The sequence below is a fragment of the Bacillus sp. OK048 genome, assembly GCF_900103525.1.
Classification (GTDB): Bacteria; Bacillota; Bacilli; order Bacillales; family Cytobacillaceae; genus Neobacillus.
Genome location: NZ_FNHN01000001.1, coordinates 163,733 through 180,258, shown reverse-complemented (window position 1 = coordinate 180,258; position 16,526 = coordinate 163,733). Strand labels below are relative to the sequence as shown.

The following is a 16,526-nucleotide window of genomic DNA, read 5'->3' as shown; positions in this document are numbered from 1 at the left end:
CCTGTGATAAAAGTAATTGATTCTGTCTTTATTGAAGAAAAGGCTTGTTTTTACAGCAATTGTCACAGATTTTCAACTTTTTAATAGTATGGAATAGGTGTATCAGATCTTCGTGAAACGAGCGTGTTATTGATGGAAAAATATTATTGTGAACCATGCCGTCTTCTCTATGACCAAATAGCATATTGTACTATTTGTGGATCCTTGGCAGATAAAAAGATAAAGATTGAGGTCCAATCTCAATCAGAAAAACAATAAAAAGCTTGTGTTGGAGGTTATTCTGCGAAAGCTGTCGAAGAAAAATGGAAAAGTTTTCGTAATGAATAGACCCACTATCCGGGTTATAATATAAAGGCACAACAACAACAACCTTCAAAACGTTTGCTTCCCTGATGTGGGGAAGCATTTTTTATACATATATCTCCTTTTTTTGGTAAAAATACCAATACATACATCAAAGGAGAATGAACGGATGCCATCGATTCTTTCAGTTGCAGAAGCAATTCCCCCTTATAAGATAAAACAAGAGCAAGCGATGAACTTTGCCAGAGAGCTTTTTTCAGAAGGGTTTAAGGATATCGAAAGACTGCTAAAGGCGTTCCAAAATGGACAAATTGAAAAAAGACACATCGTAAAGGGTATAGATTGGTTTAAGGAAGATCGTTCTTTTGCCGAAAAAAACAATGCCTATATTGAATCTGCAGTGAGTCTTGGAAAACAAGCGATTATAAACTGCCTAACAAATAGGACCTTTTTAAACAGAGAAATAAACTGTGAAGAAATCGATGCAATATTTTATATTTCAACAACGGGTATGGCCACTCCAAGTATTGAAGCAAGGATTATGAATCAATTACCATTCCGGGAACACACAAAACGAATCCCTATTTGGGGGCTAGGATGCGCAGGCGGAGCAGCAGGATTATCGCGGGCATATGAATATTGTCAGGCGTACCCAGATGCCAAAGTTTTAGTACTTTCGGTCGAACTCTGCAGCTTAACCTTTCAAAGGAATGACTTTTCCAAGAGTAACTTGATTGGAACTTCATTATTTGCTGATGGCGTCTCTTGCGCATTGATTTGTGGTAATCATGTTAACTCTCGTTTGTTGAGTGCGAAAAGTACTTTTCCCGAAATAATAAGCACTCAATCTACGTTAATGCCTGATTCTTTAGATGTAATGGGCTGGGATGTTAGGGATCAAGGACTGTTTGTTGTTTTCTCAAGAGATATTCCACTTATTATCGAAGATTGGTTGAAACCAAATGTAAGTAAGTTTTTAACTGAAAATGAGCTGGAGTTAAATGATATTGACCATTTTATTGCCCATCCCGGCGGAAAAAAAGTCATTGATGCCTATATCAAATCTTTGAATATTCCAGCTGCTATGACTGATATTTCACTTGAAGTGTTGAAAAATTACGGAAACATGTCATCGGCAACAATTTTATATGTACTTAAGCGGTTTATGGAATTAGGTGGGGAAGCTGGTGCCTATGGACTTTGTACCGCTCTTGGACCCGGATTTAGTTCTGAATTACTTTTACTTAAATGGGGTGAGTAGATGATACCGTTTTTTTTGTTTATCTCGGTTATAATAATTCAGCGTCTGATTGAACTGATGATTGCCCGAAAAAATGAAAAGTGGATGAAAGAACAAGGGGCGCTCGAATTTGGAACGAATCATTATCCTTTTATCGTGTTGATGCATTCTTTATTCTTTCTCGTTTTAGTTTTTGAAAAAATAGCTTTTTCACGTGAATTAGCTCCCATCTGGCCGTTGTTGGCAGCTGTGTTTATTTTTGCCCAGCTGATGAGAGTTTGGGCAATTTCGTCGCTCGGGCGGTATTGGAACACGAAAATTATTGTCCTGCCCAATGTTGATGTAGTAAGAAAAGGGCCGTACCGTTTTATCAAACATCCCAACTATTTAGTCGTTTCGATTGAACTGTTGGTCGTCCCGTTGTTCTATGGCGCATTTGTAACAGCATGTTTGTTTACGCTATTAAATATATTGATGCTCTCGGTTCGGATACCTGCAGAAGAAAGGGCGTTACGAGAGCTTACAGAATATGAAGGAAGCTTTGAAAAATGTAATCGGTTTCTGCCGAAAATGTTAAATAAATATGACAATTAACGTATGTATATTGAAAATGATTATCACCTGTGATATTCTGTTTTTAAGGGAAGAATGAAAATCATTCTCATTGAAATCGAGCGGATAGGAAGGTGTACTTATGGCCATTGCATTTGTAGGTGGAACGGTAATCGTATACGCATTTGTCATGAAACACGTCTTAAAAAATGTAACACATTAAGGAAAGACCATTTAGGGCCAGGGAGAAATCCTTGGCTTTTTTGTGTTGAGTGGGGTTAAGGTGGGGCTGGAAAAGCCATTTGGGTAAATGCAGGGAGGCTGGAGTGACCGAAGTGTATTCAGAAAAGGCATTTGGGTAAATGCAGGGAGGCTGGAGTGACCGAAGAGCATTCAGAAAAGGCATTTGGGTAAATGCAGGGAGGCTGGAGTGACCGAAGAGCATTCAGAAAAGGCATTTGGGTAAATGCAGGGAGGCTGGAGTGACCGAAGAGCATTCAGAAAAGGCATTTGGGTAAATGCAGGGAGGCTGGAGTGACCGAAGAGCATTCAGAAAAGGCATTTGGGTCAAAGCAGGGGGGCTGGAGTGACCGAAGAGCATTCAGAAAAGGCATTTGGGTAAATGCAGGGAGGCTGGAGTGACCGAAGAGCATTCAGAAAAGGCATTTGGGTCAAAGCAGGGGGCCTGGAGTGACCGAAGAGCATTCAGAAAAGGCATTTGGGTCAAAGCAGAGGTGCTGGAGTGACCGAAGATAGAAATTAATTTATTTTCGGTCGCTCCACAATATTATCTATAGTAGGTAGAATGTCTCGCCCCCATTATCTGATAATGTTTCTTCAATATCCTCCTAATCTGTTTCTTAGAATCTATCACCTTACACCACTCAAATACCAAGTTTGTGGTGATTTTTATATCTGGGAAAAGGAGTTGAAGTTCTTTCACAGACCGTAATAGTGCATCCTCCACTTTCTCCACACACCCACATGAATGGCATACTGTGATAGTCCCATCTGAAGAAACCGATAATGAATGACACACCAGACAGCTAAGTCCTTTTTTCAATTGTTCATACTTATATGGGGGTAATCGCGTGTAGGGAGACTGTGTTTTATGCTCTTTCACTAAATAGTCAGCTAGTACATAGTGGTTGTCTCTTAGGATAGAAGGTTTTGCATTTAGCTCCTCAAAATAGTTTTGGAGCTGTGTGGGATAAATGATAGGCTTTTCCAATGGTGCTTGATAGAGGGTGAAAGCAGGATTAACAAAGAAAACCTTGGAATTTATCGAAAATGGGACTTTTTTCTTTTGAAAAACTTGTTGAAGTAATGTGCCGCTCCTTTTTATTTGATCAAGGGGGTTCTGAATTTCAAAATCATTCATTGCGTAAAAGTGATCAGATCTATAATAATAATCACCTTCGAAATTTTTCACTTCACATGGCAAGAAAATCTCCTGACTAATAATCGAGGCATCAATTTGAAAAGTTGTACAGTTCGTCTCTAAAAGTAAATCATTTACTATCAGAAACTTACTTTTATCAAGCCCTTCCGTAAATTGATCAAACATCAACTCACCTTTGTAGCCCTTTTCAAGGTTTAAATAGATTGTTTTTTCTTTACTGGGTAACACCGTTCGGATATCCAGATATCTAAATAGCTTAATTTCATCTGACTCGGTACGTTCTCTATAGGCCATAATCCACTTCCTTTCTTTTATACTACTATAATAACTTAGCGGAAAAATAAATGCGTGAATATTATGTTAACAATTTAAGCATTCATAATAGGAAAAGTTTGAATTATCGTATAAAATATAAAATATTACAAAATTGTGAACAAGGGGAAGAATTATGGTGCAAACGGCTAATAAAACAGAAACGATTCCATCGCTTAAAAGTAAGATCCTTTCTTTATATGAATACCTTATCAAACATAATGACACGGAAAATGCAGAGAAGACAAAGCAGTTAGCAAAGAAACTACAAAACAGGGAGTTTATGATTGCTTTTTGCGGTCACTTTTCAGCTGGAAAATCTACGATGATTAACAAAGTAGTCGGCGAGAATTTGCTGCCATCAAGCCCGATTCCCACCAGTGCGAACCTTGTGAAGGTAAAAACAGGTGAGGAATATGCCAAAGTTATTTTTAAAAATGAAAAACCACGCATGTATTTAGCACCGTATGATTATGGATTAGTAAAAAATTATTGCAAAGATGGCGACCAAATTGAAGAAATCGAGATCAGCCATGCTGACTCACAGCTTCCAGCTAATACAGTGATTATGGATACCCCTGGGATTGACTCCGCCGATGATGCCCATCGGGTAGCAACGGAATCAGCTATTCACCTTGCAGACTTAGTTTTATATGTGATGGATTATAATCACGTCCAAGCAGAGCTGAATTTTTTATTCACCAAGGAGTTAACGGAAGCCGGGAAAGACGTGTATCTTGTAATCAACCAAGTGGATAAACACAAGGAAGAAGAGCTAACTTTCGGCAATTTTAAAGATAGTGTAAAGGATTCTTTTGGGGCATGGGGAGTTAAACCAGCACGAATCTTTTATACTTCATTGAAGGTCCAAGAGCATAACCTGAATGAATTTAAAAAGCTAAAGGCATTTATCGCCGAAACATTGCAGAATAAGGATCAACTTCTTCAGCAATCCATCTATCATTCATTAAAAAAAATCGCTCAAGACCATCTCGATCACCAGCGAAAAACAAGGGAAGAAGAACTTCAGCCGATTTTTGAAGTATTAAATGAACTAACAGAGGAAGAAAAACAGCAATTAACACAGTCCTACCAATCTATTTCCACAAACCTTCAGACTCTTGAAAAAGGGGTTAAAGAAGCGGAAAAAGAAATGGACGATGAGATCGCCAAGATCATGAAAAATGCCTATTTAATGCCATTTCAAACACGGGAATTAGCAGAGGCTTTTCTTGAAGCTGCACAGCCTGAATTTAAGGTTGGGTTCCTTTTCTCGAAACAAAAAACACTTGATGAGAAGAATACGCGCCTCAATCGGTTATACCAGGACCTAGTAGATAAAACGAAATCACAGCTAGAATGGCATTTACGTGAATATTTAATTGCAGTTCTAAAGAATAATGCTCTTGATAATCCAGAGCTGCAAAGTAAAGCTCAATCGTTTTCGATTGAAGTGCCAATCGATTTGATTGTTCAAACAGTCAAGCATGGGGCCTTGGTTTCAGGTGAATATGTCCTTCATTACACAGAGGATTTGGCCAATGGGATCAAAAAAATTGCAAGAGACAGCATTTTGGATTTTAAAAATGTGCTTATTCCTGCATTAGAAGCGAAAACAACCAAATTAACAGAAATGTATCAGGAAGAGTTCAAAAATATTGAAAAATATGTAAGTGCACTGGCTGAAAGAACGAAATATGAAAATGAAACGGCAATGATAAAAGCTTCAGTAGGCAGGTTGTTCACTGAAACTATAGAAACCAAAATCGATGATCACGCACTTTTTCAACCAGAGGTAGAAGAAGTGGAAGTGATTCATGGTCAACAACATCCTAAAACGAATGAAGTGCAGAAGACTAAGCCACAACTACAAGACACTAAGACAAAAACGAATGTAACCAAGAAAAACGAAACGGAAGCAGCAAGAAGTCATTTACAAAATATGGTTTCACGGTTAAATCAATCAGCGAAGCTTATTGATAGCCTGCCGGGATTTAAAAAACTGTCTAAGGAATTGGAAGATAAAGCGGAGCGATTGGAAAACAAAGGGTTTACAGTCGCATTATTCGGTGCATTCAGTGCGGGTAAGTCTTCATTTGCCAATGCACTCATAGGGGAAAAGGTACTTCCGGTATCCCCAAATCCGACGACTGCGGCTATAAATAAAATAAAACCTGTAACAGAAAAGTATCAGCATGGCACAGTACTCGTGAAATTTAAAGAACAAAATGCAATGCTTGAGGACGTCAACCGTTCATTGAAATTATTTGATCTCCAAAGTTCCAATTTGGAAACAGCGGCAAATGAAATTGATAAAGTAATGCTTGAAAAAGGTCAAGAGGGTATATCTGAAAAGACTCACTATGCGTTTTTACAAGCATTTAAAACGGGCTTCCATCTGCATGGTAAGCAACTCGGAAGTATCCTAGAAACCGACTTAAATGAATTTGCTGACTTTGTTGCATTAGAAGAGAAGTCATGCTTTGTAGAATGGATAGAGCTTTATTATGATTGTGAATTGACTCGTAAAGGAATCACGCTGGTCGATACTCCTGGAGCTGATTCGATTAATGCCCGCCATACTGGAGTTGCATTTGATTATATTAAAAATTCTGATGCGATTTTGTTTGTTACCTATTATAATCATGCATTTTCTAAAGCGGATCGAGAGTTTTTAATTCAGCTTGGTCGGGTAAAGGAATCCTTCCAGCTCGATAAAATGTTCTTTATTATTAACGCGATTGATTTGGCAGAAAACGAGGAAGAAAAGGATACGGTTGCCGATTATGTAACAGAGCAATTGATAAAATATGGAATCCGTAATCCACATCTTTACCCGCTATCGAGTTTATTAGCCCTAAAAGAAAAGCTCGAACCGAACACAGACAAAGAATCCGGAATGGGAGATTTTGAAGGGGACTTTTACCATTTTATTTCTAATGATTTAACGGAAATGGCAATTACCTCTGCAGCGAATGAATTAAATCGAGTCCAAGAGTTGGTCGGTAAACTAATCCAAAGTTCAAAAGAGGATCAGTCTGTTAAAGACAAGAGACGTTATGAATTCGAAATACAAAAATCAAAGATGAAAGCTATATTGGAAAAACAAACACCAGCTGGTTTGCAAAAACGGATGACACAAGAAGCAGAAGAACTCCTTTACTATATTAAACAAAGAGTATTTTTCCGTTTTGGTGACTTTTTTAAGGAAGCATTTAATCCTGCAGCCTTAAGGGATGACGGAAGAAATTTAAAGAAGGCATTACAATCTGCACTGGATGAGCTGTTAGAGAGTTTAGGTTTCGACTTTGCTCAAGAGCTGCGTGCGACTACGGTCAGACTGGATGTTTTCGCTGGAAAAGTGTTAACTGACTACCATATCGCGCTAACGCGTAGCATGATGGAAATTAATAAGGACATTTCGTTTTCACCCTTTGAGTTGAAGCATAATGGAGAAATAGAATTCCCATTGGCCTTTAATAGTCTAAACAAACAGCAATTTTCGAAAGCGATGTCTTATTTCAAAAATCCAAAGTCCTTTTTTGAAAAAAATGAAAAGAAGCTAATGAGTGATGAACTATATAACGTGCTAAATGGTCCAGCCGATGACTATTTAAAGGTGGAAGGTGAAAACCTAGCTGCTTATTACTCCCAAATCTTGAGTGATCAATTGGAAAAATTAGTAACGCAAATTGAAGAACAGGCTGAAGATTTTTACGTAAGCATCCTTACTGCATTGGATGGCGGAGTGCCAATCGAACAGTTAGGAGAAGTTTATCAAAAACTTGAAGAGTCAAAGAATTAAATACTGGGGGATTCCTATGAATGTGATCATTGACAAAGAATGGCTATTGAAGAATCTACATCACGAAAATATCCGGATTGTGGATTGCTCATTTTCATTAGCAAACGCTGAAAAAGGTAGACAGGAATATGCGGAAAATCATATTACTGGAGCTATCCATTTTGATCTCAAAAAAGATCTTTCAGGTGAAGTGAGTGAACATGGCGGAAGACATCCATTGCCAAATATCGAAGAGTTTATCAATAAGATACAACAGGCTGGCATTGATGAAAACACAACTGTAATTGCTTATGATCAAGGGGAAGGTGCTTTTGCCGCAAGGTTTTGGTGGATGCTGCAATACATCGGACATGAAAAGGTGTATGTCTTGGACGGGGGCTTTAGGGGTTGGAATGAGGCGAACAATCCAATAACATCTGAAGTACCCATATTTAAGAAAACGACCTTTAATGCCAATATTAATCATGAAATTTTCGCAAGTATGGAAGATGTAAGAGCAGTGGATTCTAAAACTATTCTTATTGATTCAAGGGAAGCAAGACGCTATTTGGGATTAGAAGAACCGATTGACAAAAAAGCAGGACACATCCCAGGAGCTATTAATAAGCCTTGGTTTGAAGGGTTAAATGAAGGCTTTTACAAACCTGCAAAAGTCCAACGACAACGTTTCGAGGACCTAAATCCGGAGAAACAATTAATTGTTTATTGTGGATCGGGCGTCACAGCTGCACCAAATTTTCTTGCATTAAAAGTAGCAGGGTTTGAAAAGGTAAAACTTTACTTGGGAAGTTTTAGCGACTGGATTTCCTATCAAGAAAACAAAATACAGTAAGTTTTTATGCTATAATAGTTTTTTAATCGATATATCTAGCTCCAGCGCCTAGGGGCTCGGGGTCATAAGCCAATCCGTCAAGAAGGTTAAAGAGCAACCTTCTAGCCGGCTCGTCTTATGCCTGTCGCCCCTGTACAAGGCGCTTCCGCTTTTAATTTAGGAGGTCAATACATTGGAAAATCAAAAACCTTCACTACTGCTAGTTGATGGTATGGCGCTATTATTTCGTGCTTTTTATGCTACGGCTGTTTCAGGCCAGTTTATGATAAATTCAAAGGGAATTCCGACGAATGGAATTCACGGCTTTATTAAACATTTATTTACCGCAGTATCTTACTTTAACCCTTCTCACGTAGCTGTTTGTTGGGATATGGGCAGTAAAACATTTCGGACTGAGATTTTTGAGGCCTATAAAGGTAATCGTGGTGAAGCCCCAGTAGAATTAATTCCACAGTTTGATTTAGTAAAAGAAGTTGTTGCAGCATTTGATATCCCGAATATAGGCTTAGTTGGCTATGAGGCAGATGACTGTATCGGGACCATTGCTTATCAGGCTAGAGACCATGCAAATGTCTCGATTTTAACCGGTGACCAGGATATCCTTCAGTTGCTTGATGAAAGTATTTCAGTTATTTTATTGAAAAAGGGCTATGGGAATTATCTTGTTCATACTCCTGATACCTTCTTTGAAGAAAAGGGCATCAAACCGCGACAAATGATCGATTTAAAGGCACTAATGGGTGATCCTAGTGACAATTATCCAGGAGTCAAGGGAATAGGGGAGAAAACGGCTCTCAAGCTTTTAAAGGAATTTGAACATGTCGAGGGGATTATCTCTAATCTCGATCAGCTTTCAAAGTCTCACAAAACGAAAATTGAGCAGGATTTAGAAATGCTCCATTTATCGCGTATTCTTGCCGAAATTAAATGTGATGTACCCGTTAGCTGTGATTTACAAGAAGCTGGACTTAAGATTGAAAAGGAAAAAGCTTTAGACAAATTAAATGAATTAGAGCTTCGCGGCTTGCACCGTCTGCTGCCGCTGGAGGCTTCCTTTATTTCCTAACATCAGAGGCTGTCCCAACGGGGGGCAGCCTCTTTCCATATATTATTTTGTATTTTTCTTCTTTTGTGCATTTTCTAATTTACTTTTTGGTTCTTCAGCGAACTCGGCGTCTTGACCGTATCCTTGTGGATTGACACCTGGAGCCTTCAAACCGCGATTAGTATGACCGTTTTTGATCATCTTCTTTCACCTCCCATTTTTTTAGTATTTCCACGCGAGAATAATAAAACTCAACTTTTTAAACAATAAAGCTAAGAGGTGATAAAATGAACAAAGGTGTTTATTTGGCCCTTTTTAGTATTGGCTTAGCACAGGGCTTGAAAATCCCCATTCATTATTATAAAAAGCAAGAATGGCGCCCAGAGCTCTTTTTCCAAACAGGAGGGATGCCAAGCTCCCATTCAGCAGGAGTCTCTACGCTTACGACCTTTATTGCTTTACAACGCGGTCTGCCAACCTTTGATTTTGCCCTTTCACTTGTTTATGGGTTAATTGTTATGTATGACGCCCAAGGGATTCGGCGCCAAACGGGCGAACTAACGTTAAAAGTGAATTCTATGCACGATCTAATGGAAAAAGTAGATAGAGAAGAAAGTGTCGAGTTTGAACAAGAGGCACCAAAGAAATTAAAGGAAATGTTAGGACATCAGCCTGAAGAAGTAATTGGCGGCGCCCTTCTTGGTGCTTTAGTCGGGGGAGTAGGGCATATATGCTCAAAAAAGAGTAGAAAATTGTCGAAATCTAGGTTAAGATCTGATAGTAGTTGGTTTTAGATTGCTTGGAGAAGGATGGAGAAGCCAGTGCGGACAGTTGATGAGTATTTGCATTACTTGGAAGGGAAAGGATTTCAATTTCAAGAAGATGCAATCGGTTTTATCTATTTCGGAAAACACTATACAAATGCTTCCGATGAATTAATTAATTCCGCAATAGAGATAACATTAAAAGCCCAGAAGCGCTTTGATGGCAGTTTCTATGTGTCATTATTAGAAACCCTTGTTTCGAGCAAAATACAAACAAGAAACGCGGCCCTGAAGTTCGTAAAAGAACAAGAATTAGTGGCAATATAAGCAAGAAAATACTCCCGGACACTGGGAGTATTTTTTACTCTATTGAATTTTTTCGAATGGCTAGCCGTGCCAATTCATCGGCCACTTTGTTCTCAACGCTAGGAATCCACTTGATAAAAAATAAATCAAATTGTTTGGATAAAGCTAATGCTGTTTCTAAAAGTGGAGTATATAGTTTGTTTTTTGCAAATTCCTTTTCGACCGCTTTATTGACTAATTCTGAATCGGTTCGGAATGATACCACCGAATGGGAAAATCCCTTTTCTAAACAAATCTCTAATGCTTTAATAAAGGCATGATATTCAGCCTCATGATTAGACATTATTCCCAGTGGAATTGAATGTTTTTCAGCAGTTCCATTCCCTTTAATAAAAATTCCAGCACCGCTTGGTCCCGGATTGCCGGCACTGGCACCGTCGATATATACTTCAATCAAAACAGAACCTCCCGTTTCATTTTAATGAAAAGTTTATCATACTCTATCAAAAAAAGCAGGAAATCATATTTTCCCTATATCTACAGTAATGAAGTGGGTATGCTAAGATTAGCTGGTAAAACATATAGTAAGAAAGTGTAATTATTTTTTACACGATCGGTTTCAAGTCAGAACTTTTCGCAGGAAAGGGTGAAAATCATGAAATATAGACTTGAGTGGAATTATAAAACAGCAAGAAATGAAAAAATACTATTTACATCTGATTGGATAGCAACAGAATTGGCGATACAAGCTGGTGAAGAGCTGGAAAAGCTAGGAAAAGCCAGTGACATCTATTTTTATGATGAAGTGGGGACATCGTGGATTTTAAAAGAACTGAAAAAGCTGACAACTGAAATAGAAGATGATCCTCATGAGATTACCGTTTATTTTGATGGTGGATTTCAAAAGGAAACCAACACGGCCGGCCTTGGTGTTGTAATCTTTTTTAAACAAGGGAAAAAGAAATATCGAATTAGGGCGAACGAAAAATTTGATGAAATGGAAACAAATAATGAAGCAGAATATGCTGCCTTTTATTATGCCCTGACGATATTAGAGGACCTAGGTGTGCACCATTTGTCATGTGAATTCAAAGGTGACTCACAGGTTGTGTTGAAACAGTTGGAGGGTGAATGGCCGTGCTACGAAGATGTTCTCAATGCCTGGTTAGACAGGATTGAGGAAAAAATCAAAGCACTGTCCCTCACGCCAAAGTACACCCCTATTCCAAGAAATGATAATAAAGAAGCAGATAAACTGGCAACACAAGCGCTAGAGGGCAAGGAAATTTTTGCGAAAACGCAAATCATTTAAGAAACGGGGTGCCATAGAGTCGTGGAAAAGTCTAACAGAAAAGAACTGTTACATCATGTTGAATCCCTATTGGGTCAGTACTGTAACGGCTGTTTTGTTCATAAGCAGTTTAAACAGGATGGCGGCAGGAGATTTGCACATCGCTTTTGCATTTCCCAATGTACAGTTGGGGAAAAGCTGCAGGAATACGGCAAGAAACTAACATGAATAGCAGTTTCTAATCTGTTGGATTTTTCACAGGGGAGGATCGTTGACAGACACTCGCGTACAAAAGAAAAAAGGCCGACGGTCAATACGTCAGCCTTTGGTTAGTTGTTTTGATTATAGTTTTACTACGTTAGCTGCTTGAGGTCCACGGTTTCCTTCAACTATTTCGAAAGAAACTTCTTGGCCTTCTTCTAAAGACTTGAAGCCTTCGCCTGTAATAGCGCTGAAATGTACGAATACATCGTCTCCGCCTTCAACTTCGATAAAACCGAAACCTTTTTCATTGTTGAACCATTTTACTTTACCGTTTTGCATTTGCTATTTCCTCCTAAGCCTTTTACGAACACCTTATTAAAGTGCCAAAGATAAATACTATCATGTGAACAAATTGTAAGCTATTACATTCTTGATACATGACACTTAAAATATACATGAATATTTTTGGGCAGTCAAGGAATGTAAACGCTTTTTTCAGCCGATTATCTCATTCTCTCAAAAATAATCTACTTAGTTAAACATAAAAACTTATCAGTCTCATATTCTTATAAAAATGGTTGATAAAGGGTGAGAGTAATGTATCGATTTTCGATTGAGGGAGATGAATGGATTTTAAGATTCTCGCCGCAAGTCTTCATCGAAGCCGAAGAAAAACAAGTAGTCTTGATGTCATTGCTTCAAATCGGAAATGATTTATCCTCTTATTCACATGGTGATGCCTTTCTTGTGTTTACAAAGAAGATAGGGGCAATCGTTTTTGATGTTGAGAGAATTCCATCATTTATTTTGACTGTATCTAATATCATTCCAGAAGAAAATTGGTATATTCAAGATTCAACATTGAAGCTTATACAATAGAAAAGAATATAGTTCGGAAATTTTTAACAATTGGCATCCTTATTTTCGGGTGCCAATTTTTTAATCTTTACGAAAGGCAATGGAAGTGGGAAAATGAATGCTGGATGCTTTATCAAAAGGAGCAATCGTAATGAAATTAATTATTGCTGAAAAACCAGACCAAGGTTCAACATTGGCTTCTATTTTTAAAAATAAAAAACAAAACGGCTTTATTGAGATTTTTCCAAATGAGACTTTTCCAAATGGCGCTTATGTCACCTGGGCGATTGGCCACCTATGCCAGCTCGTGAATCCTGAACAGTATCAGCAAGGATGGAAAAAATGGTCTTTGGATAATTTGCCGATGATACCGAATCAGTTCCAATATGAAGTAACGAAGGATAAGGTAAAACAATTTTCGGTTATTCAAAAGCTGGTAAATATTCCTGCGGTAACTGAAATTATCCATGCTGGAGATGCCGGGCGTGAAGGTGAATTAATTATCCGTAATATACTTCGAATTACTGGCTGTAAAAAGCCAATGAAACGACTTTGGATATCCTCTTTAACAGCTAACTCCATTCGCGAAGGATTTAATAAATTATTAGACGAAGACCATACAAGGAATTTATATTATGAAGCGTACACCCGGGCATGTGCTGACTGGGTTGTCGGAATGAATGCCTCTCGGCTCTATAGCTTACTCTTACAAAAACAAGGGTTTTCTGATGTGTTTTCAGTAGGTAGGGTGCAGACTCCAACATTAGCCCTAATAGTAAAAAGAGAAATAGAAATTGAAAATTTCAAGTCTGAGCCATTTTGGGAAGTAATCGCCCATTTTAATATTGATGGCAAGAAATACAGTGGTAAATGGCAGAATGATGGGGAAACGCGGGTAAAAACAAAAGAAATGGCAGAGAAGGTTGCGGCGTTTTGTCGAGAAAAGCCTGCAGAGGTTTCAGATGTTCAATCCGAAAGAAAAGAGTTTTTACCACCACTACTCTATAATCTATCAACTCTCCAAGCGGAAGCAAATAAACGATATAAATTTCCACCGAAGAAGACCTTGGATGTACTGCAAAAACTTTATCAAAAAGGTAATGTATCCTATCCACGGTCGGATTCACGGCATGTAACGAAAGAAGAAGCGAATACATTTCCTGAAATACTTACTAAGTTAAGTCATATTAATGGCTATGAAAAATTTTTCCCGCTGCCTGTTGAATCAATTGTTGATAACAAGCGGTATGTGAACGAAAAAAAGGTGACGGATCACTATGCCATTATTCCTACTGAACAAATTCCAAATGTTGAAAGATTGGACCCAGATGAAAAGAAACTTTATGACCTCATCGTCACTAGTTTAATTGCGGCGCATTACACAAAAGCCATTGCTGAATATACGACGGTGACAACTTTAGTAGATGGACGAGCGGTATTTCAATCTAAGGGAAAGGTCCAAATTGAAGAAGGTTGGCGGAAAGTAATTATCCAAAAGGAAAAAGAAGATGAACCTGCACTTCCTCAATTGACTAAGGGTGAACAGGGACGTACAACGAAGGTAGATGTGAAGGAAAGTCAGACACAGCCACCTAAACGCTATACCGAAGGTCAGTTAATCACGTTAATGAAGACAGCCGGTAAGCATATCGAAGATAAGGAAATGGAGAGAATTCTATCTAAGACTGAAGGTCTTGGTACTGAGGCGACAAGAGCTGGGATTATTACCATGCTGAAGGATAGAAAATATATAGATGTTACCAAGAACCTAGTTTATGCAACTTCTAAAGCAAGGATATTGATAGAAGCGATTGGACAGGAAATACTTGCTTCCCCTGAAATGACAGCGAAATGGGAGCAGAAATTAAAAGAAATTTCAGAGGGAGCTGCTTCACCTAAAAACTTTATGGATCAAACCAATAAAATGGTTAACCATTTAATTTCTTCAGGAGTAGGGAACTCTGCCAATTGGACATTTTCGGAGGATGTCCGTGATAACTTTACCCCTAGTAAGAAGCTGACGAAGGGTAAAGGCAGTACTAAGCTTGGTAAATGTAAAAAGTGTGATGGCTCAATCGTTGATAAGGGCAGCTTTTACGGCTGTACGAATTATCAAAAAAACCAGTGCAATTTCACGATATCAAAAAAGATTCTCGGGAAAAACATCACCCAAAAGAATCTTAAACTTCTTTTAACGGATGGGAAAACAGAGTTGATAGAAGGTTTTACGAATAAGGATAAAACGTTCAACGCTAGACTTTTCCTAGATGGTCAGGAGAAAAGGGTCAAGTTTTTATTTGAAGAACAAAGTTCCAAAAGTGTAACAAAGTGATAATTCAACTTGTCACTATTTTTTTTCTATAGTAAACTTTTAAGAGAGTAATTTTTTGGAGGTACGGGATGCCAACACCTAGTATGGAAGATTATATTGAACAAATTTATATGTTAATTGAAGAAAAAGGGTATGCCCGAGTTTCAGATATTGCGGAGGCATTATCTGTCCATCCCTCCTCAGTAACAAAAATGGTTCAAAAGCTAGACAAAGATGAATATTTGGTTTATGAAAAATATAGAGGATTTAGCTTAACCACAAAAGGGAATAAAATTGGTAAACGTCTTGTGTTTAGACATGATTTACTTGAACAGTTCCTAAAAATCATTGGGGTTAAAGATGAAAATATATATAATGACGTCGAAGGGATCGAGCACCACTTAAGCTGGGATTCCATCGAACGCATTGTCGACCTCGTTCAATTTTTTCAAGAAGATGAATCGAGAATTGATGCCTTAAAAGAAATTCAAAAACAGAATGAAGCTGACTAATGAAAAGCACCTGGCCAACCACCAGGTGCTTTACTAGTATCAGTATAATTAAAGGGATTTTAAAAGGAACAGCGAATAATAGATGAAAATGGATGGGAGACATAAAATGACCAATTTCAAATGGGTAGATGAATCGGAAAAACAATGGGACGAAAGAGCAGAAACTTGGCACTCTAACAGCAAAGAAATGTGGGATAAGGGCAGTCGAAAAGACATCCTTCCATTTCTGACAAAGCATGTGAAAGGAGAGGCGTCCATCTGTGATCTTGGCTGTGGTGACGGGTATGCTTCTTACAAGTTGGCACGGAAAGGTTTTCAGGTTACCGGGGTCGACCTCTCTGACCAAATGCTTGAAAAGGCAAGGGAAAGAGCGAAGGATACTACTGCACAATTCATAAAAGCAGATATTTCAAATGTACCAGTACAATCAGCTTCTTTCGATGCCATCATGGCGATAAATTCCCTGGAGTGGACTGAGAGTCCACTGAAGGTTTTGACTGAAATGAAACGAGTGGTTAAAAAAGATGGCTTCATTTGTATTGCGATTTTAGGACCAACAGCCATGCCGCGGATCAACAGCTATCGACGATTGTATGGAGAAAAGGTAATTTGTAATACGATGATGCCATGGGAGCTAGGGAAGCTGGCCGAAGAAAATGGATTAGTCAAAGTGGATGAAATCGGCGTTTACAAACGGGGAGCAGACACGCTGCCTTTAGAAAAACTATCACTCGATTTGAAACAAGCATTGACCTTTATGTGGGTGTTCATGTTTCAAAACAAATAAGC

At 38.4% G+C, this 16,526-nt stretch carries 17 protein-coding genes; 13 read left to right on the top strand and 4 right to left on the bottom strand.

The window, feature by feature from the left end; genetic code table 11:
- The first annotated feature begins 472 nt into the window (after positions 1–472).
- Together BLR86_RS00950 and BLR86_RS00945 are read left to right on the top strand one after the other, a co-directional pair.
- Positions 473–1,564, top strand: a complete 1,092-nt coding sequence (locus tag BLR86_RS00950; RefSeq protein ID WP_090757783.1) for a type III polyketide synthase — start codon at positions 473–475, stop codon at positions 1,562–1,564.
- Positions 1,565–2,137 (top strand): isoprenylcysteine carboxyl methyltransferase family protein, encoded by a 573-nt coding sequence (locus tag BLR86_RS00945; RefSeq protein WP_175492751.1) that lies wholly within the window; start codon positions 1,565–1,567, stop codon positions 2,135–2,137.
- Between the two features lie 745 nt (positions 2,138–2,882).
- On the opposite strand, the gene BLR86_RS00940 is transcribed toward BLR86_RS00945, so the two are convergent.
- Positions 2,883–3,791 (bottom strand): nuclease-related domain-containing protein, encoded by a 909-nt coding sequence (locus BLR86_RS00940; protein WP_090757782.1) that lies wholly within the window; start codon positions 3,789–3,791, stop codon positions 2,883–2,885.
- 154 nt (positions 3,792–3,945) lie between these two features.
- Between BLR86_RS00940 and BLR86_RS00935 the strand changes: the two genes are divergently transcribed.
- The 3 genes from BLR86_RS00935 (at position 3,946) to BLR86_RS00925 (ending at position 9,512) form a co-directional block, all read left to right on the top strand.
- Positions 3,946–7,614, top strand: a complete 3,669-nt coding sequence (locus BLR86_RS00935; RefSeq protein WP_090757781.1) for a dynamin family protein — start codon at positions 3,946–3,948, stop codon at positions 7,612–7,614.
- A 22-nt stretch (positions 7,615–7,636) separates the two neighbouring features.
- A complete protein-coding gene (locus tag BLR86_RS00930; RefSeq protein WP_139185559.1) occupies positions 7,637–8,446 on the top strand; it encodes a sulfurtransferase in 810 nt (269 codons plus the stop codon).
- A gap of 172 nt (positions 8,447–8,618) precedes the next feature.
- Entirely contained in the window at positions 8,619–9,512 is an 894-nt protein-coding gene (locus tag BLR86_RS00925; protein WP_090757779.1) for a 5'-3' exonuclease, read from the top strand.
- A 42-nt stretch (positions 9,513–9,554) separates the two neighbouring features.
- Here BLR86_RS00925 and sspL read toward each other — a convergent pair whose 3' ends face one another.
- Positions 9,555–9,692, bottom strand: coding sequence for a small, acid-soluble spore protein L (gene sspL, locus BLR86_RS00920; RefSeq protein ID WP_090757778.1), 138 nt, complete (start codon positions 9,690–9,692; stop codon positions 9,555–9,557).
- A gap of 86 nt (positions 9,693–9,778) precedes the next feature.
- On the opposite strand from sspL, the gene BLR86_RS00915 reads away from it, so the two are divergent.
- Both BLR86_RS00915 and BLR86_RS00910 read left to right on the top strand, forming a co-directional pair.
- Positions 9,779–10,285: a divergent PAP2 family protein gene (locus BLR86_RS00915; protein ID WP_090757777.1), complete on the top strand. Its 507-nt coding sequence runs from the start codon at positions 9,779–9,781 to the stop codon at positions 10,283–10,285.
- 15 nt (positions 10,286–10,300) lie between these two features.
- Positions 10,301–10,582: a DUF6123 family protein gene (locus BLR86_RS00910; RefSeq protein ID WP_175492750.1), complete on the top strand. Its 282-nt coding sequence runs from the start codon at positions 10,301–10,303 to the stop codon at positions 10,580–10,582.
- Between the two features lie 34 nt (positions 10,583–10,616).
- On the opposite strand, the gene BLR86_RS00905 is transcribed toward BLR86_RS00910, so the two are convergent.
- The gene (locus tag BLR86_RS00905; RefSeq protein WP_090757776.1) at positions 10,617–11,018 is read right to left on the bottom strand and encodes a reverse transcriptase-like protein; all 402 of its coding nucleotides are present in this window, start codon (positions 11,016–11,018) and stop codon (positions 10,617–10,619) included.
- Between the two features lie 198 nt (positions 11,019–11,216).
- On the opposite strand from BLR86_RS00905, the gene BLR86_RS00900 reads away from it, so the two are divergent.
- Complete coding sequence (locus BLR86_RS00900; protein ID WP_090757775.1) at positions 11,217–11,873, top strand: reverse transcriptase-like protein; 657 nt, start codon at positions 11,217–11,219, stop codon at positions 11,871–11,873.
- A gap of 21 nt (positions 11,874–11,894) precedes the next feature.
- Positions 11,895–12,080, top strand: a complete 186-nt coding sequence (locus BLR86_RS00895; protein ID WP_090757774.1) for a zinc-finger domain-containing protein — start codon at positions 11,895–11,897, stop codon at positions 12,078–12,080.
- Positions 12,081–12,194: 114 nt separating this feature from the next.
- Here the strand turns inward: BLR86_RS00895 and cspD are convergent, their stop codons facing one another.
- Positions 12,195–12,395: a cold-shock protein CspD gene (cspD, locus tag BLR86_RS00890; protein WP_026563856.1), complete on the bottom strand. Its 201-nt coding sequence runs from the start codon at positions 12,393–12,395 to the stop codon at positions 12,195–12,197.
- 258 nt (positions 12,396–12,653) lie between these two features.
- Here cspD and BLR86_RS00885 point away from each other — a divergent pair, with 258 nt between their 5' ends.
- From BLR86_RS00885 to BLR86_RS00870, 4 genes are all read left to right on the top strand, one after another.
- On the top strand, positions 12,654–12,935 hold the full coding sequence (locus tag BLR86_RS00885; protein WP_090757773.1) for a hypothetical protein: 282 nt from the start codon (positions 12,654–12,656) through the stop codon (positions 12,933–12,935).
- Positions 12,936–13,065: 130 nt separating this feature from the next.
- On the top strand, positions 13,066–15,246 hold the full coding sequence (locus BLR86_RS00880) for a DNA topoisomerase III (RefSeq protein WP_090758215.1): 2,181 nt from the start codon (positions 13,066–13,068) through the stop codon (positions 15,244–15,246).
- Positions 15,247–15,314: 68 nt separating this feature from the next.
- Positions 15,315–15,737, top strand: coding sequence for a transcriptional regulator MntR (mntR, locus tag BLR86_RS00875; RefSeq protein ID WP_090757772.1), 423 nt, complete (start codon positions 15,315–15,317; stop codon positions 15,735–15,737).
- Positions 15,738–15,843: 106 nt separating this feature from the next.
- Complete coding sequence (locus BLR86_RS00870; protein ID WP_090757771.1) at positions 15,844–16,524, top strand: class I SAM-dependent methyltransferase; 681 nt, start codon at positions 15,844–15,846, stop codon at positions 16,522–16,524.
- Positions 16,525–16,526: the final 2 nt, after the last annotated feature.